At 66.5% G+C, this 24,874-nt stretch carries 24 protein-coding genes and 2 pseudogenes; 9 read left to right on the forward strand and 17 right to left on the reverse strand.

Annotated features, from left to right (window positions below; translation table 11 throughout):
- Window positions 1–68 precede the first annotated feature (68 nt).
- The 3 genes from AC0CH8_RS15890 to AC0CH8_RS15900 all read left to right on the forward strand — a co-directional run bounded on the left by AC0CH8_RS15890 (window position 69) and on the right by AC0CH8_RS15900 (window position 4,609).
- Window positions 69–1,886, forward strand: a complete 1,818-nt coding sequence (locus AC0CH8_RS15890; protein ID WP_465240734.1) for a DUF885 domain-containing protein — start codon at window positions 69–71, stop codon at window positions 1,884–1,886.
- 67 nt (window positions 1,887–1,953) lie between these two features.
- On the forward strand, window positions 1,954–3,396 hold the full coding sequence (locus AC0CH8_RS15895; RefSeq protein WP_465240735.1) for a M48 family metalloprotease: 1,443 nt from the start codon (window positions 1,954–1,956) through the stop codon (window positions 3,394–3,396).
- Between the two features lie 106 nt (window positions 3,397–3,502).
- A complete protein-coding gene (locus tag AC0CH8_RS15900) occupies window positions 3,503–4,609 on the forward strand; it encodes a glycosyltransferase family 2 protein (RefSeq protein WP_465240765.1) in 1,107 nt (368 codons plus the stop codon).
- Here AC0CH8_RS15900 and AC0CH8_RS15905 read toward each other — a convergent pair.
- Together AC0CH8_RS15905 and AC0CH8_RS15910 are read right to left on the reverse strand one after the other, a co-directional pair.
- Complete coding sequence (locus tag AC0CH8_RS15905) at window positions 4,508–5,233, reverse strand: class I SAM-dependent methyltransferase (RefSeq protein WP_465240736.1); 726 nt, start codon at window positions 5,231–5,233, stop codon at window positions 4,508–4,510. The genes AC0CH8_RS15900 and AC0CH8_RS15905 overlap by 102 nt on opposite strands.
- Before the next feature lies 1 nt (window position 5,234).
- Window positions 5,235–5,645 carry a GtrA family protein gene (locus AC0CH8_RS15910; protein WP_465240737.1) on the reverse strand — a complete coding sequence of 137 codons (411 nt, stop codon included), beginning with the start codon at window positions 5,643–5,645 and terminating at the stop codon, window positions 5,235–5,237.
- A 243-nt stretch (window positions 5,646–5,888) separates the two neighbouring features.
- On the opposite strand from AC0CH8_RS15910, the gene AC0CH8_RS15915 reads away from it, so the two are divergent.
- Entirely contained in the window at window positions 5,889–7,256 is a 1,368-nt protein-coding gene (locus AC0CH8_RS15915; RefSeq protein WP_465240738.1) for a S41 family peptidase, read from the forward strand.
- Between the two features lie 60 nt (window positions 7,257–7,316).
- Here the strand turns inward: AC0CH8_RS15915 and AC0CH8_RS15920 are convergent, their stop codons facing one another.
- From AC0CH8_RS15920 to AC0CH8_RS15935, 4 genes are all read right to left on the reverse strand, one after another.
- Window positions 7,317–8,156: a hypothetical protein gene (locus tag AC0CH8_RS15920; protein ID WP_465240739.1), complete on the reverse strand. Its 840-nt coding sequence runs from the start codon at window positions 8,154–8,156 to the stop codon at window positions 7,317–7,319.
- A gap of 307 nt (window positions 8,157–8,463) precedes the next feature.
- On the reverse strand, window positions 8,464–8,703 hold the full coding sequence (locus AC0CH8_RS15925) for a PIN domain-containing protein (protein WP_465240740.1): 240 nt from the start codon (window positions 8,701–8,703) through the stop codon (window positions 8,464–8,466).
- A 117-nt stretch (window positions 8,704–8,820) separates the two neighbouring features.
- Complete coding sequence (locus AC0CH8_RS15930; RefSeq protein WP_465240741.1) at window positions 8,821–9,012, reverse strand: hypothetical protein; 192 nt, start codon at window positions 9,010–9,012, stop codon at window positions 8,821–8,823.
- 146 nt (window positions 9,013–9,158) lie between these two features.
- The gene (locus AC0CH8_RS15935) at window positions 9,159–9,713 is read right to left on the reverse strand and encodes a GNAT family N-acetyltransferase (protein ID WP_465240742.1); all 555 of its coding nucleotides are present in this window, start codon (window positions 9,711–9,713) and stop codon (window positions 9,159–9,161) included.
- Window positions 9,714–10,152: 439 nt separating this feature from the next.
- Between AC0CH8_RS15935 and AC0CH8_RS15940 the strand changes: the two genes are divergently transcribed.
- On the forward strand, window positions 10,153–11,931 hold the full coding sequence (locus AC0CH8_RS15940; RefSeq protein ID WP_465240766.1) for an AcrB/AcrD/AcrF family protein: 1,779 nt from the start codon (window positions 10,153–10,155) through the stop codon (window positions 11,929–11,931).
- A 62-nt stretch (window positions 11,932–11,993) separates the two neighbouring features.
- Window positions 11,994–12,176, forward strand: a complete 183-nt coding sequence (locus AC0CH8_RS15945; protein ID WP_465240743.1) for a hypothetical protein — start codon at window positions 11,994–11,996, stop codon at window positions 12,174–12,176.
- Here AC0CH8_RS15945 and AC0CH8_RS15950 read toward each other — a convergent pair.
- From AC0CH8_RS15950 to AC0CH8_RS15960, 3 genes are all read right to left on the reverse strand, one after another.
- Complete coding sequence (locus AC0CH8_RS15950) at window positions 12,163–12,780, reverse strand: MarC family protein (RefSeq protein ID WP_055845006.1); 618 nt, start codon at window positions 12,778–12,780, stop codon at window positions 12,163–12,165. The two genes, AC0CH8_RS15945 and AC0CH8_RS15950, sit on opposite strands and share 14 nt — an antisense overlap.
- A gap of 11 nt (window positions 12,781–12,791) precedes the next feature.
- Entirely contained in the window at window positions 12,792–13,676 is an 885-nt protein-coding gene (gene folD, locus AC0CH8_RS15955) for a bifunctional methylenetetrahydrofolate dehydrogenase/methenyltetrahydrofolate cyclohydrolase FolD (protein ID WP_465240744.1), read from the reverse strand.
- Window positions 13,677–13,740: 64 nt separating this feature from the next.
- A complete protein-coding gene (locus AC0CH8_RS15960) occupies window positions 13,741–14,049 on the reverse strand; it encodes a YggT family protein (RefSeq protein ID WP_204198947.1) in 309 nt (102 codons plus the stop codon).
- A 163-nt stretch (window positions 14,050–14,212) separates the two neighbouring features.
- Here AC0CH8_RS15960 and AC0CH8_RS15965 point away from each other — a divergent pair, with 163 nt between their 5' ends.
- A complete protein-coding gene (locus AC0CH8_RS15965; protein WP_465240745.1) occupies window positions 14,213–14,932 on the forward strand; it encodes a MerR family transcriptional regulator in 720 nt (239 codons plus the stop codon).
- Between the two features lie 34 nt (window positions 14,933–14,966).
- Here the strand turns inward: AC0CH8_RS15965 and argB are convergent, their stop codons facing one another.
- Entirely contained in the window at window positions 14,967–15,878 is a 912-nt protein-coding gene (gene argB, locus AC0CH8_RS15970; protein WP_465240746.1) for an acetylglutamate kinase, read from the reverse strand.
- 137 nt (window positions 15,879–16,015) lie between these two features.
- A complete protein-coding gene (locus AC0CH8_RS15975; RefSeq protein WP_465240747.1) occupies window positions 16,016–16,648 on the reverse strand; it encodes a queuosine precursor transporter in 633 nt (210 codons plus the stop codon).
- 245 nt (window positions 16,649–16,893) lie between these two features.
- On the opposite strand from AC0CH8_RS15975, the gene AC0CH8_RS15980 reads away from it, so the two are divergent.
- On the forward strand, window positions 16,894–18,222 hold the full coding sequence (locus AC0CH8_RS15980) for a NupC/NupG family nucleoside CNT transporter (RefSeq protein WP_465240748.1): 1,329 nt from the start codon (window positions 16,894–16,896) through the stop codon (window positions 18,220–18,222).
- Window positions 18,223–18,261: 39 nt separating this feature from the next.
- Here AC0CH8_RS15980 and AC0CH8_RS15985 read toward each other — a convergent pair.
- From AC0CH8_RS15985 to AC0CH8_RS16000, 4 genes and pseudogenes are all read right to left on the reverse strand, one after another.
- Window positions 18,262–18,363, reverse strand: a pseudogene (locus AC0CH8_RS15985) (PEPxxWA-CTERM sorting domain-containing protein); the annotation flags it as partial.
- A gap of 180 nt (window positions 18,364–18,543) precedes the next feature.
- A pseudogene (locus AC0CH8_RS15990) lies at window positions 18,544–19,734 on the reverse strand (esterase-like activity of phytase family protein); the annotation flags it as partial.
- 135 nt (window positions 19,735–19,869) lie between these two features.
- Window positions 19,870–20,421: a fasciclin domain-containing protein gene (locus AC0CH8_RS15995; protein WP_204198953.1), complete on the reverse strand. Its 552-nt coding sequence runs from the start codon at window positions 20,419–20,421 to the stop codon at window positions 19,870–19,872.
- Window positions 20,422–20,530: 109 nt separating this feature from the next.
- A complete protein-coding gene (locus AC0CH8_RS16000) occupies window positions 20,531–21,400 on the reverse strand; it encodes a 3-hydroxybutyryl-CoA dehydrogenase (RefSeq protein WP_465240749.1) in 870 nt (289 codons plus the stop codon).
- A 73-nt stretch (window positions 21,401–21,473) separates the two neighbouring features.
- On the opposite strand from AC0CH8_RS16000, the gene AC0CH8_RS16005 reads away from it, so the two are divergent.
- Window positions 21,474–22,616 carry a DUF1176 domain-containing protein gene (locus AC0CH8_RS16005; RefSeq protein WP_465240750.1) on the forward strand — a complete coding sequence of 381 codons (1,143 nt, stop codon included), beginning with the start codon at window positions 21,474–21,476 and terminating at the stop codon, window positions 22,614–22,616.
- Here AC0CH8_RS16005 and egtD read toward each other — a convergent pair.
- Both egtD and egtB read right to left on the reverse strand, forming a co-directional pair.
- Window positions 22,613–23,590 (reverse strand): L-histidine N(alpha)-methyltransferase, encoded by a 978-nt coding sequence (gene egtD, locus AC0CH8_RS16010; protein ID WP_204198956.1) that lies wholly within the window; start codon window positions 23,588–23,590, stop codon window positions 22,613–22,615. The genes AC0CH8_RS16005 and egtD overlap by 4 nt on opposite strands.
- Window position 23,591: 1 nt before the next feature.
- A complete protein-coding gene (gene egtB, locus AC0CH8_RS16015; protein WP_465240751.1) occupies window positions 23,592–24,839 on the reverse strand; it encodes an ergothioneine biosynthesis protein EgtB in 1,248 nt (415 codons plus the stop codon).
- Between the last annotated feature and the right edge of the window lie 35 nt (window positions 24,840–24,874).

Genomic DNA, 24,874 nt, shown 5'->3' on the forward strand with positions numbered 1-24,874 from the left:
CGCTGACGGGCTTTCCCCTGCCGCCGCCACCGGTTAGTCCTCCCTCGCGTCATTTGCGGGAGAGCTTCATGAACCGTCGTCATTTCATCGCCGGTGGCACCGCCGCCAGCGCCCTTGCGCTGTCGCCGCTCGCCCGCGCCGCGGCGCAGACGGCCGCACCAGCCGCGCCGGGCGACGCCGCGCTGAAGACGGCCTTCGACGCCATCCTTGCCGAACGCGTCCGCGAATCGCCGCAATTCGCCACCTCGCTCGGCTTCGACAAGGGCGCGAACGCCGACCTACGCTCCCAGCTTGGCGACAACTCGCTCGCCGCCCGCGCCAGGGATCTCGCCCGCGCCAAGGCGCAGCGCGCGACGCTGACCGCGATCGATCCCAAGACGCTGTCGCCACAGGCTGCGATCGACCGCGACGTCGTGCTCTACTCCACCGATCAGGGGATCCTCGCCCCCGAACGCTTTGGCATCGACGCGGCGACCCAGCCCTATCGCATCACGCAGCAGCGCGGCGTCTATTTCAGCCTGCCCGACTTCCTCGATTCGACGCACAGCATCGCCAATGCCGCCGATGCGGAGGCGTATATCGCCCGCCTCGACCAGATGGGCACCGCGCTCGACAATGACACGGAGGTGCAGCGCGCCGACGCCGCCCGCGGCTATGTCGCGCCCGACTTCTCGCTCGACCTCGCGCTCGGCCAGATGGCGAAGCTGCGCAGCCCCGCGGCCTCCGCGAACATGCTCGTGACGTCGGTGGAGCGCCGCGCCGCCGCCGCCAAGCTCCAGGGCGACTATGCCGCCCGCGCCGCAAAGATCGTCGAGACCAAGGTCTATCCGGCGCTCGAGCGCCAGATCGCCGCGATGAAGGCCCTGCGCGTCAAGGCCCGCAGCGACGCCGGCCTGTGGGCGATCCCGCAGGGCGAGGCGATCTACGCCGCCGCCCTCGCATCGGCGACCACGACGACCCTCTCGCCCTCCGAAGTGCATGCGATGGGCCTCGAACAGGTTGCCGACCTCTCGTCGCAGCTCGACGTCATCCTGAAGCAGCAGGGCATGACCAAGGGCAGCGTCGGCACCCGCCTCGCCGCGCTCAACGCTTTGCCGGCGCAGCTCTACCCCGATACCGCCGCCGGCCGCACCGACCTGATCGCGAGCCTGAACGCCAGCGCCGGCGCGATGCAGGCGAAGCTGCCGCAGGCGTTCACCAACGCCCCCGACGCGCCGCTGGAGATCAAGGCGGTGCCCGTCGAGATCCAGGACGGCGCGTCGAACGGTTACTATTACCGCGCCCCGCTCGACGGTTCCCGCCCGGCGATCTACTGGATCAACCTGAAATCCGTCGCCGACTGGCCGAAATACACATTGCCCTCGCTCACCTATCACGAGGGCGTGCCCGGCCATCACCTCCAGATCTCGACCGCGCAGCGCGCCGACGTGCACACGCTGCGCAAGATCAGCTTCTTCGGCGCGTATCTGGAGGGCTGGGCGCTCTATGCCGAGCAACTCGCCGACGAGCTCGGCGGCTATGCCGGCCCGATCGAGCGAGCCGGCTACCTTCAGTCCTTCCTGTTCCGCGCCGCCCGGCTGGTCGCCGACACTGGTATCCACACCAAGCGCTGGACCCGCGATCAGGGGACGCAGTATTTCGTCGACACCGTCGGCTTCGCGCGTCCCCGGTCGCAGCGCGAGATCGAGCGCTACTGCACGATGCCGGGTCAGGCGTGCAGCTACAAGATCGGTCACGCCAGCTGGCTTCGCGCGCGCGCAAAGGCGCAGGCCATCGCCGGTCAGCGTTTCGACCTGAAAAAATTCCACGACGTGCTCGACGCGGGCGCGGTGCCGCTGGTGATGCTCGAACAGCTTACCGAACAGGCAGCGCGCCGGATGGCCTAGGGGAGCCCCGACCGGAGCGGAACTCTGGCCGGATCGGCGCTTTCTGTCCGCAAAGGGAGATACCAGCATGATCCGGCCTACCCACTGTGCGCTGCTGCTCGCCGGCATCGCCGCCCCACTCGCCGGGCCGCTAGCCGCACCGGTAACGGCCCAGCAGACCCGCGCGATCTCCGCCTCGGACAAGCAACAGGGCGCGCAGGCGAACCCGCAGCTCGTCGCCGAATATGGCGGCGCGTACCGGGGACCGCAGGCGGCCTATGTCGAACGCATCGGCCGCCGCGTCGCGGTCCAGTCCGGCCTGTCGAACGCGACCGGCGACTTCACGATCACGACGCTGAACTCGCCGGTCGAGAACGCCTTCGCGATCCCCGGCGGCTATGTCTACGTCACGCGGCAGCTGCTCGCGCTGATGAACTCGGAAGCCGAACTCGCCTCCGTACTCGGCCACGAAGTCGGCCACGTCGCCGCCCGTCACTCCGCCAGCCGCAACACACGCTCGAAGATCGGCTCGATCGGCGCCGCCATTCTCGGCGCCGTCACCGGCAGCAGCGCGGTCGGCCAGCTCGCCGGCACCGGCGCGCAATTGTACACGCTGGGCTATGGCCGCAGCCAGGAATATCAGGCCGACGGCCTCGGCGTTCGCTACATCACCGCCGCCGGCTACGACCCCTATGCCGCCGCCGCGATGCTGACGCAGCTCGACGCCGAGACGACGCTGACTGCGCGTATCGCCGGCCGCGACGCGAAGGGCACGCCCAGCTGGGCCTCCACCCACCCGAACGGCGCGGACCGGATCGCCCGCGCGCGCAAACTGGCGCAGGACACCGGTCGTCCGCCCGCTACCGGCGCTCAGGACACCGCCTTTCTGCGCATGCTCGATGGCCTGCCCTACGACGACGATCCCGCGCAAGGCGTGGTCGACGGCCAGACCTTTCGCCACCCCGAACTGCGCGTCCGCTTCTCGGCACCCACCGGCTACACGATCGCCAACGGCACGGACGCGGTAACGATCGCCGGCAGCGGCGGTCAGGCGATGTTCCAGGGCAGCCAGGCGTCCAGCCCCGATGCGGCGATCACCGCCCGATTCCGCGCGCTCGGGGCCGATGTCGGCGAGAGCGAGTCGCAGTCCGGTACCGCCAACGGCCTGTCCTACACATACCGCACGATCCGCGCGGCCGCGAACAACCGCGCCGTCGACGCGACCGTCGTTGCCTATCGCTTCCCGTCGGCGATCTACACCTTCACGCTGGTGACGCCCGGCGGCGCAGGCATCGGCCCATTCCAGCCGCTGCTTGCCAGCGTCGCCGCACTGACCCCAACTCAGGCAGCGGCGATCAAGGGTAAGGTCGTCCGCGTCGTCGCGATCAAGCCCGGCGACACGATCGAATCGCTGTCGGCGCGCATGTCCTATCCGAACTATCGCCGCGAACGCTTCCTGACGCTCAACGGCCTGTCGGCGAACGACCGCCTGCAACCCGGCCGTCTCGTGAAACTGGTGGTGACGGGCTGACCCTACCGGCTTCTGCTTCCCTTCACGTCAGGGGATGGGAGCAAGCCCCCGCCACCCCCGCAACAACGCCGATGACGCCCCACGCCGCGGCGGCTATGACGGTCGGATGCCCGCCACCTCGCCCGCCCTGTCGATCGTCATCCCCTGCTACAACGAGGCGGCGTGCCTCGACATCCTGCACGCGCGCGTGTCGGCGGCGGCGCGCGCGGCGGTCGGCGACGATTACGAGGTCGTCCTCATCAACGACGGATCGCGCGACGATAGCTGGCCCGCGATGCAGCGGTTGAGCGCGACCGACCCGCACCTCGTCGCGATCAACCTGTCGCGCAATCACGGTCACCAACTGGCGCTGACCGCCGGACTGGACCTGTGCGCCGGGCAACAGATCCTCATCATCGACGCTGATCTTCAGGACCCGCCCGAACTTCTGTCCGACATGCGCCGCATGATGGCCGATCTCGACGCCGACGTGGTCTACGCCGTCCGTCGCAAGCGGGAAGGGGAGACGCTGTTCAAAAAGGCCACCGCCAAGCTCTTCTACCGCGTGCTCGACCGAGTCACCGATACCGACATCCCGCTCGACACCGGCGATTTCCGCCTCATGAGCCGCCGCGCGCTGGACGCGTTGCTGTCGCTGCCCGAACAGGCCCGCTTCATCCGCGGCATGGTTGCCTGGGTGGGCTTTCGTCAGGTGCCGTTCCCCTATGATCGCGCCGAACGGCTGGCGGGGGAGACGCATTACCCGCTCGGCAAGATGATCCGCCTCGCCTTCGACGCGGTCACCGGCTTCTCGACCGCACCCCTGCGCTGGGCGAGCCATGTCGGCCTCGCGCTGACCGGTGTGTCGCTGCTGCTGTTCGTCTATATCGCCGTCGGCTGGCTGTCGGGGTCGGCGGTGCAGGGCTGGACCTCGACGATGCTCGTCACCGTCTTCCTCGGCGCGGTGCAGATGTTCGTACTCGGCATGATCGGCGAATATCTCGGCCGACTGTATATCGAATCGAAGCGCCGCCCGCTCTACCTCGTCGCCGATGTCGCCGGCCCGGTGCGGGGCCATGCGACGCTGGGCTTCACCGCCGCGCCCGCCCCGCTCCCTACCGACCCGGCGACGTCAGGGCTTGGCGAGCGTGACGAGGGAGACGCCGGGCGGCATCGGCAAGCGGCCGACCAGATGCCGCTCCAGCCGGAAAATGGCCTCGAACATCGTATTTAGCGGCTTGGCCGGCGGCGAATCGTCGCTGTCGTCGCGCCCCGTCATCCGCCCCGCGATCCGCGCCGCCGCCGCCAGCGGGAACAGCAGCGTGTTGAAATAGCCGAGCTTGTCCGGCTTCAGCCCGGCCCGCTCGATCGCCGTCTTCAGCGTCGCCTTCGAATAGCGGCGGTGGTGGTGGTTCACCACGTCGTGCGCGCTCCACATCCACTGGTGTGCGGGCACCGCGATCAGGATCTTGCCGCCCGGCTTCAACAGCGACTTCATCGCCGCCAGCGCAGCGACATCGTCCTCGATATGCTCGACCACATCGAGCACCGCGACCAGGTCGTACGCGCCCCGCTCCACCCCCGGCAGTTCGGGCAGCGGCGCGTCGCCGACCGGCTGCCCCAGCCGCTCGCTCGCGATCGCGCGCGCCGCCGGATCGATCTCGATCGCCTCGACGGAGCCGAACTTCGCCAGCATCGGCAGATTATGCCCGGTGCCGCACCCGATCTCCAGGATGCGTGCGCCCGCCGGCACGTCGCCGTACCGCGTCAGGTAGTCGGCCAGGATGTCGCGTCGCGCCCGGTACCACCAATGGGTGGAATCATGCGCCGCCATGCGGTCGTAGACTATGCGGTCCATATCACCTGAACACCCAATTGCGTTGCAGCCCGAACGTCACCAGCGGCACCACGAACACCGCCGGCACCAGCGGCCACCATGTCGGCCCATGCACGAACGGCCCCGTTACCAGCGCCCAGGTAAATCCCTGGTTGAGCAGGAAACCCAGCGCCTGCACCACCGTGAAGCGCACCGCCGTGCCGCGATCGCGGGTGCCGTGCCCGCGGAAACTGACCGCACCGTGCGCGAACCGGCCGACCGCGGTCGCCAGCACGAACGCGACCAGCACCGCCAGATTGGGGTTCATGACATAGGTGGCGAGCGGCCAATACACCGCGGCATAGAACAACGTCACGGCCACGCCGGTCACGCCGAACCGGACCAACTGGCCCAGCACGCCGCTCGTCCGCCATTGCTCGATCCTGGATGCCACGCTTGCCTGCCTGTTGGGTTGCCCGCCCTAGGGGGTGGAGGGGGCGGGGGCAATGGTGGGGTGGCCGCACGCGGCCGGCACCTCTGGCGGACCTTCGAAGACCCGGATGGCTATCGCACTGTGATACGGAACGCAGACCGGAATACCTGAACCTTTCCCGCAAACGATCCCAATCGAAAAAGTTAACAGCCGCAACTGTATTGTTATGACAATACACAGCGCCTATGGTTCAATGGAAAGGCGATGGCGGTGACACTGACTGGTAAGCTCATCCGATATGCCGCGAGTGCGACACTAGTCGCAGCGGGCATCTCTCCTGCCTTGGCCGGCTCATGGGTGCCGATGGTGACAGCGGGTAAGGCTGTCGACGGTGTTTGGCGATCACGCGGCTACGGGCATATCCTTGTCGTGCAAGACGGGGCGCGTACACTATATCATGTCGCTGGCGCGTTCTGTTATCGTGATCCAACTGGCGACACCGACGACGATGCTTATCGGCTTGTGTCCATCGTAAGCCCGACGCACATCGTATTTGCAGCCTCGGCCGACCAGACACACTATGGGTTCGATCGCATCGCCGCGCTTCCGCGTCGCTGCACCATGCAACGAGGTTGGACGGCGCACGATCTTGGCGAGGTAATTGCCGCCACCTTCGCCGATCTTTATCCCGGCTTCGGCCGACGCGGACGAACGTTGGGCACGCTCACCGCTGCCCTTGCCACTCCGGGCACTTCACCTCCCAACCTCGGCTTTTTCCAGCGCGCTACCCAGGCGCTCGCGAGCCTCGACGATGCTCATGTAGGCTTGCAGGCCACGATCGACGGTGTCGATCACGACTTCGAGGGCGGTGAAGCGCCAACCATATTGAGCGCACAAGCCAACCCTGCTTTGGGGACCGATCCCGCAGGGAGGGAGCGAGCCTGGTCCAAATCATATCGAGAGGGCATTGCCGGTCTGCTCGAGGGCGGTGGGCATCAGGTCGCGAACCGCCGCATCCTGTGGGGCACGATCGGGCGGATAGGCTACCTCAACATCGTTGCGATGGGCGCGTTCGACAAGGACGCGGCACCGAACGATACGAAGGCGCTGGACGCGGCGCTCGACGAGGCCTTGATCGCTTTCCAAGGACTTCCGGGCGTGATCGTGGACGTTACCAACAACCGCGGTGGGTATGATGCGATCAGCCTCCACATCGCCGGTCGGTTCGCGGGCGAGCACCGGTCAGCCTTCTCGAAGCGAGCGGTCGGAGCGAAGGGCGCGTATCAGCGGTTCGAGGTCGTTCCGACCGATCGCGTCCGGTATGTCGGCAAGGTCGCGCTGCTGACCAGCGACGTGACGGTCAGTGCGGGCGAAACGTTCACCCTTGCGATGCGGGCGCTGCCAAATGTGAGGCAGATCGGCGGGAGGACGCGAGGTGCATTATCCGATCAACTCGCCAAGCCCCTGCCGAATGGCTGGACGTTGACGCTGCCAGCCGAGGACTATCGCGATCCCGGTGGCCGGTCGCAGGAAGGGGTCGGCATCGATCCCGAGCGATCCTTGTCCCCCTTCAAACCCGATCACCAAACCATGATCCGGCGGGTAGTGCAGAGCATGTCACCTCCAAGCTAAGTGGCATGATCCTGCTTTCCCGTTTCAGCATCCGTTTCGAGACGGTACCGGACCCCTTAATTAAAGTACCGGCTTGCCGGCCGCCTTTTTGGCGGCTTCCACCTGGGCGTGCCGCCTTAGTTCAAGGAATTCGTCGCGCTTCGCCGTCATGGATTCCATTTGAGCTTGATCTACAAGCAATACATCGACGTTCGTGACTAGATTAGTGGTGCGATCGGGCACGCGATAAAAAATCAGTAGGCCAATCGCGCAAAGCTCCTGCGGCACGATGATACCCACTCCCGGTCGCGGACCACGGCCCTCCATTTTACCATATACCGGCATCATAGTTTTTACACGCAACGCTTCTTCGGACGACCGCACGGTAATTCCCGTCACACAGGCGTTAGGGTAGCTGGAAGGAAGTGAATCCAGCATTTTGAATAACCCGCCGCGCTTCTTGCCGCTCCGGGACCACTGCACGTATTGCTCTACGCCGCTACCACCGAGGTCGCGCCAATACGTCTCGTTCCCCGCCTTGCTTCGGACAGCGGCACGGTAGCTTTCCAGAGTTGGAGCCTTTCCCGCCTTAAAGGCAATCGAGCGCCACACGAGAAAGGCACGGGAACTTGATGGTGGCTCGTCGAACCGGACCACAACCGTCTCACGGGTCGAATCGTCCTCCTTGTCCGCCTGTACGGCATGTACAAACGGACTATCAGCAGCCACTTGATACTTACCGTTTATCTTCGCAACGGAGAAGCCGCGGCTCGCCAGTGCGCCAGTAGCTTGAGCAACGCTGCTGCCGAGCAGTACGCCTGCACTGTCGAAGGTGGTGCCATCCTGAGCAATCGCGCTTGTATGAATGTTCATGACCAGAGCAGCCAGCAGGCTGACCCTGAAGGTCTGAGTCTTCGTCATGTGCGCTTCTCCCCCCAAGCGACCTAAATATGCCGGCGTCCGCTGAAGTACGCAACACGTCTGACTGACCATTCCCAACGCGAACCGTTTACAATGGAGATGTCCGGCCTAGCCTCTCACTGGCCATCATACAGGAAGCCATCGTAAATGGGCGGTCCGTCTCGAAAACGACGGTCTATCAAGACAGGCGAGGGGGGCTGGGCCGATCGCGGCATCGTGTGGATCAGCAGACGATGACATCCAGATAATCAGGCCGATCAGCCGATACTGCGCGAATCGCCCCGTCGCGCGTGACCAACGGCACCTTTCAAACCCGAGCTGTCGCAATCAGAAAGCAGTCACCGGGGTCTCTGTGGCCGGTTTCGACGGCGACCTTGGCTGCCTCTATGGCAATCCGCTGGTGGATCGGCACGACCCGCGCTCGCGTCACCGCAACAGCATCGCGAAACCACTGATCCGGCGCATCATCGCCAAGGTGCGGACGATCGGCCACCCGGTTTTTCTGCGAAGCGACCGCCAGTTCCCATGCCGTTATCGGCGACGCCAAAAGCGCACCGCCTCTTGGCTATTGCCGATCGCCACCAACGACTCTTCTGTGAGGGGATCATTGCCGGTTACAAGCCAATAGAGAGTGTGCGTGTCGAGAAGGACGCCTGCCAAGCGATTACGACTTGGCCGCAGTCAGTCGGCGAGGTTTGTTGCCTTTCAATGCCTGCGAGGCGATCGGCTTCGTCAGGTCAACGCCCTTCTTCAGCGTCAAACCCTTGAGCGCACCAGCGCCTAGAACCGTGACAAGCCGGCCTGTCTTCGTGTCGCGAACAACCGTGCTAGTCGATGTGGCATGGGGCTTCGCCATACCCGCAATATACTCCTTCCCGCGCCAAGCTCCAAGCGACCGATCGTAATCCACTTGTCCGGGATGGGTCGGTGGCAGAGTGATCGGAAACGTACGATAGGCCGCCCGGCATTTCCCAGAGGGATCGAGAAATGGGAATGGTGATCTCAACGCTTCCGGGTGGGCGAAGCTGCCGTATTGTCGCTCACGGGCTGGCATAGCTCAACGCGTCGGTGGCTCCGCGACTTGAATGTATCAGGGCCGACCCGCCGAAGCTCTCTGTAACCTAGCGACCGCCAGAACCTTTCCGCCGCCTCATTCACCTCAAAGACAGCCAGCCGTATCTCCTGCGCTCCGTGCGCCGCCACCCACCGCTCGATCGCGGCATGGATCGATCGGCCGATGCCTTGGCCTCTCACCAAGGGATCAACGACTAGGAAGCCGAGATACCAAACACCATCGCATGGATAGTCACGCAAGGCGGCGGCCACGGCTATCAGCCCGCTTCCTCCCCGCCAGCCCATAACGACCTGATCGGCCAAACTCTTTTCCGCTGGAACATCACGAAACAGGTCCAGCGCATCCGCCAGCGTCGCCGGCTCCCCATCCTGTAATATGAAATAGTCGGTGCAACGGGCATATAGGTCAGCGACTTCGCCGGCATCATGCTCTGTCAGGATCAGCGGCGGTTCATTGAAGGCAGCATCAAGCGGGGGCATCATCCATGCCTAGCCAACTCGTCGAGCAGGTTCGACCTTTCTCGAATAGGAAGGAATGGCGGGACAGTGGCCCGACCGGTTGCTCCGGAAGTCATCGAGGCCTTCTCGTTTTCCCAGAACCTGTTCCCGATTGCTCTTCCCCGAAATGGCCGATCGGGGACGGAGAAATGAGAAAGGTTGCATTTAACGGACGACCATGATCGGCCGCCTGAATGTACGCCGTGAAGAACTCCGGGACATAGCCGATCACCGGCATTCCGCTTGACAGAAGCAACATCGCAGCCGCACGCCGGCACCTCGCCGCCGCGCCCCACCCCCCGTTGCTCCCGGCCCGGACACTCCCTAGAGCGGCAGGCCACACCGCGGGGCGGACAGGGTTCGGGGAAGCAGCGTCTTGATCGCCAATGAAGATCAGTCCCGGCACGTTCGGCCGCAATCCGGCATCCCCGTATCCGGCCCGCTGGTCCGGGACCTCGAACGGCGCTGGCTCGGCTTCGCGCTGCTGGCATGGGCGGTCGTCGCCGCATGGTATGTGTTCGATCGCTGGACCAGCATCCACTGGCTGTCGCTGGGCGATACCGACGACAATATGCGCCTCGCGCAGGTGCGCGCGTGGCTCGCGGGGCAGGACTGGTCCGACCTTCGCCAGTACCGGCTGAACCCGCCCGCCGGCTTCGACATCCACTGGAGCCGCATCGTCGACCTGCCGATCGCCGGCCTGATCCTGTTCTTCCGCCTGTTCACCAGCAACGCCTGGGCCGAGCGGCTGGCGTGCGGCATCGCGCCCCTGCTGCCGCTGTCGATCGTGTTCGTCGCCCTGTCGGCGATGGTCCGCCGTCTCGTCGCGCCGATGGCGTGGACGCTGGCGCTCGTCATCCTCGTCACCGGCGCGACCGCGACGATGCTGATGTTCATGCCCGAACGCATCGATCACCACGGCTGGCAGCTCGCCTGCCTCGCGGCGACCGTGGCCGGTCTCGGCGACCATCGCGGGGCCCGAGGGGGGGCGCTCGTCGGCCTCGCCAGCGCGATGTCGCTCGCGATCGGGCTGGAATTGCTGCCCTATGCGGCGATGGCGGGCGCGATCATCGCGCTGCGCTGGGTATGGGACGCGCGAGAGGCGCGGCGGCTGGCCGTCTACGCGCTGACGCTGGGCGGCGGCGGCGCGATCGGCTTCGCGCTGTTCGCCTCGAACGCCAATTACGCGATGCGCTGCGACGCCTTGACGCCGGTCTGGCTCAGCGTCGTCGTCGCGGCCGGCGCGCTGCTGCTGCTGCTCGCGCTGGTATCGCCACGGTCGGCGGGTGTCCGGCTCGGGCTGGCGCTCGTCGCCGGCGCCGTGATCGCCGCCGGTTTCGTCCACTTCTTCCCGCAATGCCTCGGCCGTCCAGAGGGCGTCTCGCCCGAACTGGCGCGCAACTGGCTGGACAATGTCCGCGAGGCGAAGCCGATCTACAAACACCCGTTCCGCGTCGCCTTCCCGATCGTCGCGCTCCCCGTGGTCGGCCTGATCGGCGCGTTCGTCGCCGCGTGGCGCGCCCGCCGCGGCCCGCAGGCGGTCGGCTGGGCCGCGGTCGCGCTGTTCAGTGCGTTCGCGGTGGCGATGCTGTTCTGGCAGGCACGGGCCGGCCCCGCCGCGCAGTTGCTGGCGATCCCGGGGGCGGTGGCGCTCGCGTGGCTGTTGCTGCCGTGGTTGTTCAACCACCGCCTGATGCCGGTGCGCGTGTTCGGCACCGTGATCGGCTTCCTGGTCGTGTCGGGGCTCTTCGCCGGCCTCGCGATCCAGTATCTGCCGATCGACCGGCCGACCAAATACACCCGCCGCGTCAATGCCGCGACCGGGGAGTGCCTGCGCACGTCGCGGCTGATGACGCTGGATCGCATTCCGAAAGCGACGCTGTTCACGTTCGTCGATCTCGGCCCGCGCCTGATCGTCGTCACGCATCACGATGCCATCGCCGGCCCGTACCACCGCAACGGCGACGCGATCCTTGACGTGCAGCATGCCTTCGGCCGCTCGCCGATGGAGGCGCGCGCGATCATGAAGCGCCACGGTGCGACGATGCTGCTGGTCTGTCCGAACATGGCGGAGGCAACGATCTATCGCGCGCGCAATCCCGGCGGCTTCTACGACCGGCTGGCGAACGGGCGGACGTTCGACTGGCTGACGCCCGTGCCGTTGGTGCGCGGGTCGCCCTACCGGCTGTACCGGATCGACTAGGAAACGATCCGTTTCATCCTCGGGACGCCCTTAACCATCGACTTCTCCGTATACGCTTTCCGATGCAGACGTTCAGCCCCACCGATCAGCATAGGCAGCTTGCGGCGATGATCGCGGAGTCGCTGTCGCTCGCCGACACGCTCGGGCTGCACCGCGTCGGCATCGGATTGAACGACGCGCTCGAACAGCTGACCGGCTTCGGCTACGCCCCGCCGGGGACGGAGCCCGCCGTCAACGCAGCGTGACCGCCAGCCCGTCCATCACGAACTGAACCGCCAGCGCCGCCAGCAACACGCCGAGCAGGCGCGTGATGACCGCCTCGATCTTCGCACCCAGCATCCGCATCAAAGGCCCCGCCGCCAACAAACTCACAAGCGTCAGCAACAGGATAGACGCCAGCGCCGCCATCACCACCGCGGAGCGTTCCAGCCCGTCGTTGCGGCTCATCAGCAGCATGACGGACGCGATCGACCCCGGTCCGGCGATCATCGGCATGGCCATCGGGAAGATCGACACGTCCTCCGCTTCGTCGGAGGAGATGTTGGCGGCGCGATCCTCGCGCCGCTGCGTCCGCTTTTCGAACACCATCTCCAGCGCGATGAGGAACAGCATAATTCCGCCCGCGATGCGGAAACTGGCCAGGCTGATCCCAAGTCCACGCAGCAGCGCCTCGCCGAACAGCGCAAACACGACGAGGATCGCGGCCGCGACACCGACCGCGCGCACCGCCATCGTGCGGCGGTGGATCGGCGTCGCGCCCGCCGACAGGCCGGCATAGATCGGCGCGCAGCCGGGCGGATCGATGACGACGAAAAACGTGATCAGCGACGAGACGAACAGCTCGAGCAGGCCGGACGTGCTCACAACTCCGGCTCGGCGACGCCAGCGCGGCGGCTGGCCGCGACCAGCGTATTGCGCAACAGGCACGCGATCGTCATCGGCCCGACGCCGCCCGGCACCGGCGTGATCGCCCCTGCGACCTGAACTGCGCTATCGAAGTCGACGTCGCCGACCAGCCCATCGTCGGTGCGGTTGATGCCGACATCGATCACCGTCGCGCCGGGCTTGATCCAGCCACCCTCGATCATCTTCGGAATTCCGACCGCCGCGACGACGATGTCCGCCCGCCGCACCGCCGCGAACAGGTCGCGCGTGCGGCTGTGCGCGATCGTGACCGTGCAGCTCTCGGCCAACAGCAGCTGCGCCATCGGCTTCCCGACAATGTTCGACCGTCCCACCACTACGGCGTCCAGCCCCGCGAGATGGCCGTGCACCGCCTTCAGCATCATGATGCAGCCTAGTGGTGTGCACGGCACCAGTGCCGGCAATCCGGTCGCCAGCCGCCCCGCATTGACGGGGTGGAAGCCGTCGACATCCTTTGACGGATCGATCGCGGCGATCACCGCGTGGCTATCGATGTGCGACGGCAGCGGCAATTGCACCAGAATGCCGTCAATCCCGTCGTCGGCGTTGAGTTCGGCGACCAGTTCCAGCAGTCCGGTCTGGTCGATATCGGCCGGCAGGCGATGCTCGATGCTGTTCATGCCCGCGGCGGTCGTCGCCTTGCCCTTCGAGCGGACATAGACAGCAGACGCAGCATCCTCGCCCACCAGCACCACCGCCAGTCCCGGCTGGCGTCCCGTCGCGGCGGTGAAGGTCGCGACACCCTCTGCGACGCGCTGCCGCAGGACGGCGGCATGCGCCTTGCCGTCGATGATCGTGGCGGAAGAAATAGGAGCCGTCATGGCCGTCCCATAAAGCCCCGGCGTCGTTTTCGCCAGCGTAGCGATCGCCGATCGGCGCGGGGGTTCAGACCGCGGTCGTCGCCGCCATGTAGTTCATCATGATGTTGGGCAGTACGATGTTGGACAGGATGTACACGATCAGCAGCACGACCATCGGCGACAGGTCGAGTGCGCCGAAATCGGGCAGGATCCGCCGGATAGGCCGATAGAGCGGCTCGGTGATCCGCTGCAGCGCATTCCACACCGTCCGCACGAAGTCGCTGTACGTGTTGATGACATTGAACGCGATCAGCCACGACAGGATCGCCTGCACGACGATGATCCACCACAGGACGTTGAGGAGCAGCTGGACGATCTGAAGGATGGCGATCAAGACGGGAACTCTCCGAAACGGGTGTCGTCAATATCTATAGGGTGTCGCGGGCGGCGCGAACACCCGATGCCATGCAAAAACCGCTTGAAGCTGACGCAGCGTCATCCGCTACCCGGCGAATCATGCACACGCCACCGACATCGCACCACTCGGCACCGCCGACGTGGTCCGCCGCACCGGGCTGAGCGCCCGCGCGCTCCGCTTTTACGAGGCGCGCGGGCTGGTCCGCCCGCTGCGCACCGCCGCCGGCCGCCGCATCTTCGGAGTCGCGGAACTGGACCGCGTCGGCCGCATCGTCGCGCTGAAGGCGGCGGGGTTCACGCTGTCCCAGATCGGTGCGGTGCTCGCCGACCGTCCGCTCCCGATCGCCGGGATCGTCGCCGCACAACTCGCAGCGCTCGACCGGCGGATCGATGATCTCGCCGCCGCCCGCGCGGTGTTGATCGCCGCCCGGTCCCGCCTCGACCGCGGCGAGCCGCTCGATGCCGCGACCCTCTGCTCGCTGATTTCACAAGGAGACAGGATCATGACGCACGCCGACTGGAAACAGGTCGTCGACCGCTACTACACGCCCGAAGAACAGGCCCGCTGGGCCGATCGCATGCCGACCGGCTTCGATCAGCAGGGCTATGCCGACCAGTGGGAGGCGCTGGGTACCCGCATCGCCGCCCTCCCGCTCGACCCAGCATCGCCGCAGGCCGTCGAACTATATGACGCGTGGCAGGCGCTGCTCGCCCCCTTCACCGCAGTCGCCACGCCGGAAATGATGACAGGCGCGACGAAACTCTACGACGCGATGCCGGAATGGCAGGGCGATCGCCAGCCACCCTTCTCGCCGGAGGTGTGGAGCTTCATCAAGGTCGTCAAAGCCGCTCGCGGCTAGCGTGCGGGAGTGAAGGGGCGGCCGATAGCGTCGGCTATCGCGCCGCCTTCGCGCTCACCAACGTGCCCGCACCCTGCCGCGTGAAGATCTCCAGCAGCATCGCGTGAGGGATGCGGCCGTCGAGGATGACCGCAGCGTCGACGCCGGACTGCACCGCCGCCACGCACGTCTCGATCTTGGGGATCATGCCACCGGTGATCGTCCCGTCGGCGCGCAGTTGCTCCACCGCGACCGGGTCGAGCGAGGTCAGCAACTCGCCCTGCTTGTCGAGCACCCCCGCCACGTCGGTCAGCAGGAAGAACCGCGACGCCCCCATCGCCGCTGCGATCGCGCCGGCCATCGTATCGGCGTTGATGTTGTACGTCGTCCCGTCCGCGCCAACGCCGACCGGCGCGACGACCGGGATGATGCCCGCGTGCGACAGCGTGTCGAGAATGCGCCGGTCGATCGCGATCGGCTCGCCGACAAAGCCCAGATCGACATGCCGCTCGATTCCCTGCAACGGATCGGGATCGCGCAGGCCGACCTTCTCCGCCAGCACCAGCCCGGCATCCTTGCCGGAGATGCCGACCGCGCGTCCGCCCGCCTGTCCGATCCAGCCGACGATATCCTTGTTGATCGATCCCGCGAGAACCATCTCGGCGATCTTCGCGGTCTCCGCGTCGGTCACGCGCAGTCCGTTCACGAACTGCGACTCGACGCCCAGCCGCTTCAGCATCGCGCCGATCTGCGGACCGCCGCCGTGGACGACGACCGGATTGATCCCGACCGCCTTCAGCAGCACCACGTCCTCCGCGAAGTCGCGTTGCAGCTCCGGATCGCCCATTGCGTGGCCGCCATATTTCACGACGAAGGTCTGGCCGGCGTAACGCTGAAGATACGGCAACGCCTCGGTCAGCGTCTCCGCCTTGGCGAGCAGGGCGGCGTCGGGAGAATGATCGGTCATGCTGCGCCCTTAACGATCGTGACGAGGAGACGAAAGCGGATGTCGGTGTAAGCAGGGCGCCTTATGAGGCGTTCAGCGCGACAAGCCGCCACACCGCCGGTTCCGCATCGATCGGCCATCCCGGAGAGGTCGCCGCCCTACCGGTCCAGCCGCCGCCCCAACCCAACGAACAGGTAGATTGCCGGCGGCACCAACACCGCCGACAGCACCACCTTTGCCAGCATCTGCCCGGCCAGCAACTCGCCGATCGGAAACACGCCGAGGAACGCAATGGACACGAACAACAGCGTGTCGACGATCTGGCTCAGGATACTGGCGATGCCTGCGCGCAGCCACAGCAGCGTCGATCCCTCCCGTCCCTTCAGCCACGAAAAGATCGTGACGTTGAGCGTCTGCGAGATACCATAGGCGACGATCCCGCCCAGCCAGATGCGCGGCGTGCCGCCCATCATCAGCGCGAACGCGTCGCGCCTGGCCGGCTCCATCTGCGGGCTCGCCGGCACCGCCAGCACCACGACCGCCAGCAGGATCGACACGATCAGGGGGACGAAGCCGATCCGCACCAGCCGGTTGGCGATGTCGCGCCCGTGCAGTTCCGCGACCGCCGACGACGTCACCACCAGCAGCAGGAACGCGAAGATCCCCGCCTCGACCGCGAGCGGCCCGAGGGCCACCTGCTTGTTGCCGAGCACGCCGGCGATGCACACCATCCCGCCGTAGAAGATCGAAAAAGCGAACAGCGAGCGTGGGATGCGGAGGGCGGTATCCATCGCCGGAGTGCTAGCGCCCACCGTCGACGGGCACAATCGCGGCCGTGGCATCGCCGTTCATGCTTTTGCGCGCTCCCTGTTCCTGCATTGCCGGCTGCCCGCCACCACGGGGCTGTCCTACGCCCGCGATTATTGCCATAACGTGCGGCAATATCGAGGTTCGGGGCGTGCAAACGTCTCAAGAAGGGGCTGTTTGCCGTGACGTTTGGGACCAATCGCGCGTTTTCCGGCCGGGCGGGCCGTTCGTGAGCCGCTTCCTGATCGGTATCGCCGGCATCGTCGTCATTCTCGGTATCGCCGTCCTCCTGTCCAACGACCGGCGCGCGATCCGGCTGCGCGTCGTCGGCGCGGCGTTTGCGCTTCAGGTCGGGATCGCGGTGCTGGTGCTGTATGCTCCCTGGGGCCGCTCGGTGCTCGCCTTCCTGTCGGGCGGCGTCGCGGACCTGCTGAGCTACGCCAAGGCCGGCACCGACTTCCTGTTCGGTCCGCTCGCGACGCCGGCGATCGGCGGCAACAGCTTCGCGATCGCGGCGCTGCCCGTCATCATCTTCTTCGCCAGCCTCGTGTCGATCCTCTATTATCTCGGCGTCATGCAGCTGGTCGTGCGTTGGATCGGGGGCGGCATCGAAAAGGTGATCGGCGTATCGAAGGTCGAGTCGCTCTGCGCGGCGGCCAACATCTTCGTCGGTCAGTCGGAATCACCGCTCGTCATCCGCCCCTATCTCGCCGGCCTTACCCCGCCGCAATTGTTCACCGTCATGACCAGCGGCATGGCCGGCGTGGCGGGCACGATTCTCGCAGCCTATGCCTCGATGGGCATCTCGATCGAATATCTGCTCGCCGCCAGCTTCATGGCCGCGCCGGGCGGTATCCTGATGGCCAAGATCATCATGCCGGATGCACGCGTCCCGGTGCAGGGCGAACTGCCGCTCGGCGATGTCCACGCGAACGACGTGCACCTAGCCGAGGCGCGGATCAGCGGCGTCGGCCCCGCCGCTTTGCTGCCGGAGGGAACACCCGGCGAGCCGTTGCCCGACGCGACGCATGATGAGGAACGCCCCGCGAATCTCATCATGGCCGCCGCGCAGGGGGCGCAGACCGGCGTCAAGCTGGCCGTGGCGGTCGGGGCGATGGTGCTGGCGTTCGTCGCGCTCGTGGCGCTCGCGAACGGGCTGCTCGGCGGGTTCGGCAACATGATCGGGCTGACCGGCCTGTCGTTCCAGGGGCTGCTCGGCTATGTCTTCGCGCCCGTGCTGTTCCTGCTCAACGTGCCCTGGCGCGAGGCCGGGATCGCGGGTGGCCTGTTCGGGCAGAAGATCGTTCTGAACGAGTTCGTCGCCTATATCTCGCTCGGGCAGCAGGCGGCGGCGTTGTCGCCGCGCACGGTCGCGATCGTCACCTTCGCGCTGTGCGGCTTCGCGAATTTTTCGTCGATTGCGATCCAGATGGCGGTGACGGGCAGCCTCGCCCCCAATCAGCGGCCGATGATTGCAAAATTGGGCATCCGAGCGCTGGTCGCCGGCAGCCTCGCGAACCTGATGTCCGCCGCGCTTGCCGGCCTGCTGATCGGCTGAAACCGGGGGGAGGGGCCGCAGCCCCTCCCCCTTTATGCTTCAGGCGAAACGCAACGCTGTCCGCCGGCGCCGCATCGCTCCGCCGACCAGACCGAAGCCCGCGATCATCATCGCCCACGTCGCCGGCTCCGGCACCGCGCCGGTCAGCGACAGATACTCGGCGCGCGACAGTTTGAAGCTGTAGACCAGATTGGGGATCAGCGACTGGCCGGTCGGGCATGCGCCGCCCAGCGCCACCTGCGACCGCACCGTGTTGGTCGCATTGACGCACACGTCGAACTGCGTGCCACTGCCGTTCTGCGTGACGGAGAAGTCGTTGTCGGTTGCGACGATCAGCGTGATGCCGCCATCCGCCGTGCGCGGTCCGAAGGTGAAGCCCTCGATCTTCTCCGGCACCTGCAATCCACGCGCCTTCAGCGCGGCGGCAATGTCGATGAACGGCGTCGCATCCTTCTTCGCCGCAACCACGCCAGTCGGCAGCGTGTTGGTGCCCGCCAGGCTGATGCTGGCCACGTTCGTCGCCCCCGTCAGGTCGATCTGGTAGATTCGCTTGGACGCGACTTCGGTCGACGCCGTATCGTCGACGCTCAGGCCGCGGTTGTCCCGCTCCAGCACCAGGAACTTGCCATTGCCGAGCGATTGGATCGCCGACACGCCAATCGACCGGCCCTGATTGTTCGCCCCGAACGTGTCCGTCACGCGCGCGTTGATGTCGGCACGATCCTCGAGCTGATAGATGAACTGACCGGTCGACTGGCCGGTCGCGATATCGAACGCGACGATACGGACGTTGCGGCTGAAGCGGCCGTCGGCACTGCCGTTGTTGGCGCGGCCTTCCTCGACCAGCGGGTCCTGCAGGATCGCATAGGCGGTCTTGCCGTCCGGCGTCACCGTCAGCCCCTCGAACCCGCGATTGTCCTGACGACCGCTGGTGATCGTCGGGCGACCATCGACATAGTTCGGCGTTCCGTTCGCCTCTTTCGGCAGCAGGTTGGCCGGTGTCGTGAAACTGCGGATCATTCGGCCGTTCGCGTCGAACTCGTACAAGGACGGACCATATTCGTCGGATACGAGGATGTTACCGTTCGCCAGCCGCGCCAGCCCCTCGGAATCGAACGAGCGACCAAGCGTCGCGCTATTCCCGTTCAGCAGGCGCGGGTTCAAGCCATTGAACGCCTGACCGGTCATGTCGGTAAACACCGTCGTCCGCTGCAACGTGAAGCCGCCGATCGCGCCGGTCGAATCGATGTCGAGCGAAAATGCCTGCATGCGCGGTGCATAGGACAGCACGCCACCGCCCGGCCCGCGATCGGTGATGCCATAGAATAGTCCGTCGGTGGCGTTGTAGACGAGGTCCGACCCGAACCCGCCCAGTCGGTTGTTACCGATGCCCGCAAAGCCCGACAGGTCGGTGCCATTGGCGATCGACAGGCTGGAGACGAAGCTGGCGGCGTGGGCCGGCAGGGCCGGGATGGCAACGGCGATCAGTAACGTAGCGATACGGCGCATCATGGTTCACTCCTGTTAACCGTTCGGCCAGACAGGATGGCGATGACGCGCCCATGACGCTTCAGCGACGGGACGAAGACTCCCGCGGGCCTTGGTGGTTCTTCGGCACCAGCCGGAGAACCACCAAAGCCCCGTTTGTTACGGCATCATCACCGTGTCGATGACGTGGATGACGCCGTTCGACTGATACACGTCGGCGATCGTGATCCGGCCCATATTGCCCTTGGCGTCCATGATGCCCCAGCCGGCACCCGCCTTGTGGAACGTCAGCGGCTCACCCTGCACGGTCGTGTAGGTCGCGGTACCGCCGTTCGCCTTCGCCTTTGCCGCGATCTCCTTCGCGGTGATCCGGCCGGGTACGACGTGATAGGTCAGGATGCCGGTCAGCGTCGCCTTGTTCTCCGGCTTCACCAGCGTGTCGACGGTCCCGGCCGGCAGCTTCGCGAACGCCGCATTGGTCGGCGCGAAGACGGTAAACGGTCCGGGGCCGGACAGCGTGCCGACCAGATCGGCCGCCTTCACCGCCGCGACCAGCGTCGTGTGGTCCTTTGATGCCGCAGCATTCTCGACGATGGTCTTGGTCGGGTACATCGCGGCACCCCCGACCTTGGGATTCTTCTGCGCGTAGACCGCTCCGCCGCCCGCGACCATCGCGACCACGGCCACTGCGTTCAGGATATTCCGGTTCATGCTGCTCTCCTCCGCGCCGTCCAGCGACGCGGAGGAGATACGGACGGCTCATGGTTATTGATGCAAAGCAACTTTGCGTACGGGCAACGTGCGTTACCCGCGCGCAAGATCAGCGCGTCGGCACTGGCGTCTCGCCCGAATAGTCATAGAAGCCGCGCCCGGTCTTCTTCCCATACCAACCCGCCTCTACATATTTCACCAGCAGCGGCGCGGGCCGGAACTTGGGATCGCCCGTCCCCTCGAACAACACGCGCGTGATCTCCAGACACGTGTCCAGCCCGATGAAATCCGCCAGCGTCAGCGGCCCCATCGGATGATTCAGGCCCAACTGGCAGGCGGCATCGATATCCGGGATCGTCGCGACGCCCTCGCCCAGCGCGAAGCACGCCTCGTTCAGCATCGGCATCAGCACGCGGTTGACGATGAACCCCGGTGCGTCGTTGGCGCGCACGACACGCTTGCCCAGGGCCTGCGCGTAGCGCTCCACCGTCGCCACCGTGTCGTCCGACGTGGCGAGGCCGCGGATCAGTTCGATCAGGCCCATCACCGGCACCGGGTTGAAGAAATGCACACCGACGAAGCGCGCCGCGTCGGGCGCAGCCTGCGCCAGCCGGGTGATCGGGATCGACGAGGTGTTCGACGCCAGCACCGCGTCGGCGCGGAGCACCTTGCTGACATCGGCGAAGATCTGGCGCTTGATCGCCTCGCGCTCCGTCGCCGCTTCGATGACCAGTTCGCAATCGCCCATCGCCGCCACCGACTCGACCGGTTCGATCAGCATCAGCGCAGCGTCCCGCGCGTCGCCGGTGATCTTCTCCTTCGTCACCGCCCGGTCGAGCTGCTTGGCGATCCCCGCCTTGCCCTTGTCCGCCTGTGCCTGCGACACGTCGGCCAGCAGGACTTTGAATCCTGCCTGGGCAGACACTTGCGCGATGCCTGCGCCCATTTGCCCCGCCCCGATCACGCCGATAGTCCGCATGCTGCTCTCTCCTCTATGTCCGCGCGCATAGCGGCTGCGGAACGCGCTCGCCAGCATCGGGGTTTGTCCCTGCATGCGTATCGCTTTGCCCGCCGCTACGGCGCTCGTCTTCGGCTCCGTCCTGCTGGGGGCGTGCACCGTCTCCGACGCGCCGGAGTCCGCGCCCAGCCCGACTCTCAACGCCGCCGCCGCCTCACCACAGGCGGCACCGACACCGACACCAGTGGCGGACGCCGCCCCGACACCGGTGAAGCCGGGCGAACAGAAGACGTTCGGCGACTGGATCGTCGCGTGCGACAATACCGCCCTGTGCCAGATGGCCTCGCTGGGGCCGGAGGATGGAGCCTACCCGTTCCCGCCGGTGACGATGGCCGTCTTGCGGCAGCCGGGACCGGACGGCGCGATCGATCTGTCCTTCGACGTCGCGGGCGACGAAAAGCCCGTCCGCCCCGTAGCAGTGACGATCGACAGTCGCCGCATGCCGCTGCCGGCGCTGAACGGCTCGGCCGCTGCCGCGACCGTCGCAGCGATGGCGAACGGCACGACGCTCGCGGTGCTGGAGGCCGGCGACAAACGCCGCGCCACCCTGTCGCTGAAGGGCGCGTCCGCCGCCATGCGCTGGATCGACGCGCAACAGGGTCGCGCCGGCACGGTAACCGCGCTGGTCGCGAAGGGCGACAGGCCCGCAGTGACGGTCCCGGATCGCCGCGCAGCTCCCGTCATCCGCGCCGTGGTCGCGACCGGTAGCACGTCGAAGCCGACGCCGAAGCAACTTGCCGACATGAAGCGGCTGGCGGCCTGCGGCGACGACAGTTTCGCCGCCAAGATGCCGCCGGAGGTGCACGCGCTCGGCGGCGGCACGACGCTGGTGATGCTGCCCTGCTCGTCGGGGGCGTATAACCTGTCGTCGGCCTTGTTCGTGATCCGCGGCGATGCTGTCGAGGTCGCCAAGGCCGATGTCCCCACCGGCTTCGGTCCCACCCCCGCCGCCGCCGAGGACGCGACGACCTCCGTCGTCAACGGCGCGTGGAAAAACGGCGAACTCACCAGCTACGCCAAGGGTCGCGGCCTTGGCGACTGCGGGGTCATGCAGACATTGGTCTGGGACGGCACCCGCTTCCGCCTGTCCGAACAATCGGAAATGGGCGAGTGCCGCGGCAATCCCCATTACATCACCACCTGGCGCGCGCAGGTGGTGCGGCAACAGCCCGACTAGGGCGCGACGCGTTCCGCCTGCGCCTCCGCCAGGTACACCGCGAACAGCCCGTCCGGATCGGTCCACTCCGCTACCGGCGTCCATCCACCCGCGCGCAACAGGATGCGGGCATCGCGTGCACCGTATTTGTGGCTGTTCTCGGTGTGGATCGACTCGCCCGCCGCGATCGCGAACGGCCGCTTGTCGACGTCGAACGTCGCGTCGCGCGTGGCGGTCAAGTGCATCTCGACCCGTGCGCGATCGTCGTTCCACCGCGCCTCGTGCCGAAACGCGTCGATCGGCACCGTCCCGTCGAGTTCGCGGTTGATCCGCTCCAGCAGGTTCATGTTGAACGCCGCCGTCACCCCCGCCGCATCGTCATAGGCGGGAACGAGCACGTCCGCATCCTTGATCCGGTCCATCCCGATCAGCAGCATCGCGCCCTCGCCCAGCGACGCCTTCATGGCGCGCAATAGGTCGGTCGCCATCGCCGGCGTCATGTTGCCGATCGTGCTGCCCGGGAAGAACCCCAGCTTCGGTGCGTCTGCGATCGTCCGCGGCAGCGTCAGTGGCCGCATGAAATCCGCCTCGAACGGCAGCACCAGCAGGTTGGGGAAGCGTGCCGCCAGCACCTTCGACGACGCGCGCAGGAAATCTCCCGAGATATCGATCGGGACATAGGCGGACGGCGCGATCGCCTCCAGCAGCAGCGGAGTCTTGGTCGAGGAGCCGGAGCCGAACTCGACCACCGCACGTCCCTCGCCGATCCGCGCACGCACATCGTCGCCGATCCGCGACAGGATCGCGACTTCGGTTCGCGTGGGGTAATATTCCGGCAGATCGGTGATGTGTTCGAACAGTTCCGACCCGCGACGATCGTAGAACCAGCGCGCCGGGATCGCGCGCGGTCGGCGCTCCAGTCCCGCCAGCACGTCGGCGCGGAAGGCCGGATCGGCGAAGCTGCGCGTGCCGTCCGCGTCGTCCTGCTTGAGCATGTCAGAGATCCCTGGCGAGCCGCACGCCGGTGAACTGCCACCGTTGATGCGGGTAGAAGAAGTTGCGGTAGCTGGCCCGCGCGTGACCACGCGGCGTCGCGCACGATCCGCCTCGCAGCACGAACTGCCCGCTCATGAACTTGCCGTTGTATTCGCCGACCGCACCCTCGACCGGCTTGAAGCCGGGATAGGGGCGGTACGCGCTGCCGGTCCATTCCCAGACATCTCCGAACAGGCCGCCGCCCGGTCGTGGCTCGACCGGACCCGCATCGGCCATCTGGTTGCCACCGGCGGGGTCAAGTCCGGCCGCCGCCGCTTCCCATTCGAACTCGGTCGGCAGGCGCGCGCCGGCCCAGGCGGCATAGGCGTCCGCCTCGAAGAAGCTGACATGCGTGACGGGCGCGGCCGGATCGATCGCGCGCCGACCGTCCAGGCCGAAGCGCGTCCAGACGCCGTCCTGCTCCTCCCAGTACAACGGCGCGACGATCGCCTCCGCCTTCACCCACGCCCAGCCGTCCGCCAGCCACCAGCGCGGCTCGCGGTAGCCGCCATCGGCGATGAACGCCTGCCACTCGCCATTGGTGACCGTCCGGTCGGCGAGCGCATGCGGGGTCAGTAACGCACCATGACGCGGCCCTTCGCAATCGAACGCGAAACCATCGCCGGCATGACCGATCTGGACGATGCCGGTCCGGCCCTCCACCCATGCGATCGGCCCCGGCATCGCCACCGGCACCTTGCGCGCCGCCGGCCACAATGCCGGCTCCAGCGGGTTCTCGGAAAAGCCGTGCAGAATATCGGTGACGAGCAGTTCCTGGTGCTGTTCCTCGTGGTGACAGCCGAGTTCGACCAGTTCCAGCGCCGTGTCCGGCAGTGTCGACAGCGCTGCGACCAACGCCGCGTCGACGTGCGCGCGGTACGCCCGCACCTCGCCCAGCGATGGACGCGTCAACATGCCGCGGCGGTCGCGCGCATGGCGGCGACCCTCTGCCTCGTAATAGCTGTTGAACAGGAACGGCCAGCGCGTGTCGTGCAGCCGATATCCGGGCACGTGATCGCGGAGCACGAACGTCTCGAAGAACCACGTGGTATGCGCCAGATGCCATTTGGTCGGCGACGCGTCCGGCATCGACTGCACCGTCGCATCGGCATCCGACAGCGGCCCTGCCAGCGCCAGACTCAATGCCCGGACTGCCTTCAGTCGCTCGCCAAGGGGCGACCGTGCGTCCGCTACCGCCGCTATCGTCATGCCCGCGCCTTTCGCCAATGTTGCGCGGACCTTAA

The organism is Sphingomonas sp. AC435 (assembly GCF_979253005.1).

Excerpts from the sequence above, each read along its gene's own strand:
- AC0CH8_RS15920 (WP_465240739.1), bottom strand. The coding sequence starts at position 8,156 with ATGACGAAGACTCAGACCTTCAGGGTCAGCCTGCTGGCTGCTCTGGTC.
- AC0CH8_RS15905 (WP_465240736.1), bottom strand. The coding sequence starts at position 5,233 with ATGGACCGCATAGTCTACGACCGCATGGCGGCGCATGATTCCACCCAT.
- AC0CH8_RS15915 (WP_465240738.1), top strand. The coding sequence starts at position 5,889 with ATGGCGGTGACACTGACTGGTAAGCTCATCCGATATGCCGCGAGTGCG.
- AC0CH8_RS15975 (WP_465240747.1), bottom strand. The coding sequence starts at position 16,648 with ATGGATACCGCCCTCCGCATCCCACGCTCGCTGTTCGCTTTTTCGATC.
- AC0CH8_RS15900 (WP_465240765.1), top strand. The coding sequence starts at position 3,503 with ATGCCCGCCACCTCGCCCGCCCTGTCGATCGTCATCCCCTGCTACAAC.
- AC0CH8_RS16005 (WP_465240750.1), top strand. The coding sequence starts at position 21,474 with ATGCGTATCGCTTTGCCCGCCGCTACGGCGCTCGTCTTCGGCTCCGTC.
- AC0CH8_RS16000 (WP_465240749.1), bottom strand. The coding sequence starts at position 21,400 with ATGCGGACTATCGGCGTGATCGGGGCGGGGCAAATGGGCGCAGGCATC.
- AC0CH8_RS15945 (WP_465240743.1), top strand. The coding sequence starts at position 11,994 with ATGCAGACGTTCAGCCCCACCGATCAGCATAGGCAGCTTGCGGCGATG.
- egtD (WP_204198956.1), bottom strand. The coding sequence starts at position 23,590 with ATGCTCAAGCAGGACGACGCGGACGGCACGCGCAGCTTCGCCGATCCG.
- argB (WP_465240746.1), bottom strand. The coding sequence starts at position 15,878 with ATGACCGATCATTCTCCCGACGCCGCCCTGCTCGCCAAGGCGGAGACG.
- AC0CH8_RS15995 (WP_204198953.1), bottom strand. The coding sequence starts at position 20,421 with ATGAACCGGAATATCCTGAACGCAGTGGCCGTGGTCGCGATGGTCGCG.
- AC0CH8_RS15930 (WP_465240741.1), bottom strand. The coding sequence starts at position 9,012 with ATGGCGAAGCCCCATGCCACATCGACTAGCACGGTTGTTCGCGACACG.
- egtB (WP_465240751.1), bottom strand. The coding sequence starts at position 24,839 with ATGACGATAGCGGCGGTAGCGGACGCACGGTCGCCCCTTGGCGAGCGA.
- AC0CH8_RS15895 (WP_465240735.1), top strand. The coding sequence starts at position 1,954 with ATGATCCGGCCTACCCACTGTGCGCTGCTGCTCGCCGGCATCGCCGCC.
- AC0CH8_RS15890 (WP_465240734.1), top strand. The coding sequence starts at position 69 with ATGAACCGTCGTCATTTCATCGCCGGTGGCACCGCCGCCAGCGCCCTT.
- AC0CH8_RS15935 (WP_465240742.1), bottom strand. The coding sequence starts at position 9,713 with ATGATGCCCCCGCTTGATGCTGCCTTCAATGAACCGCCGCTGATCCTG.
- folD (WP_465240744.1), bottom strand. The coding sequence starts at position 13,676 with ATGACGGCTCCTATTTCTTCCGCCACGATCATCGACGGCAAGGCGCAT.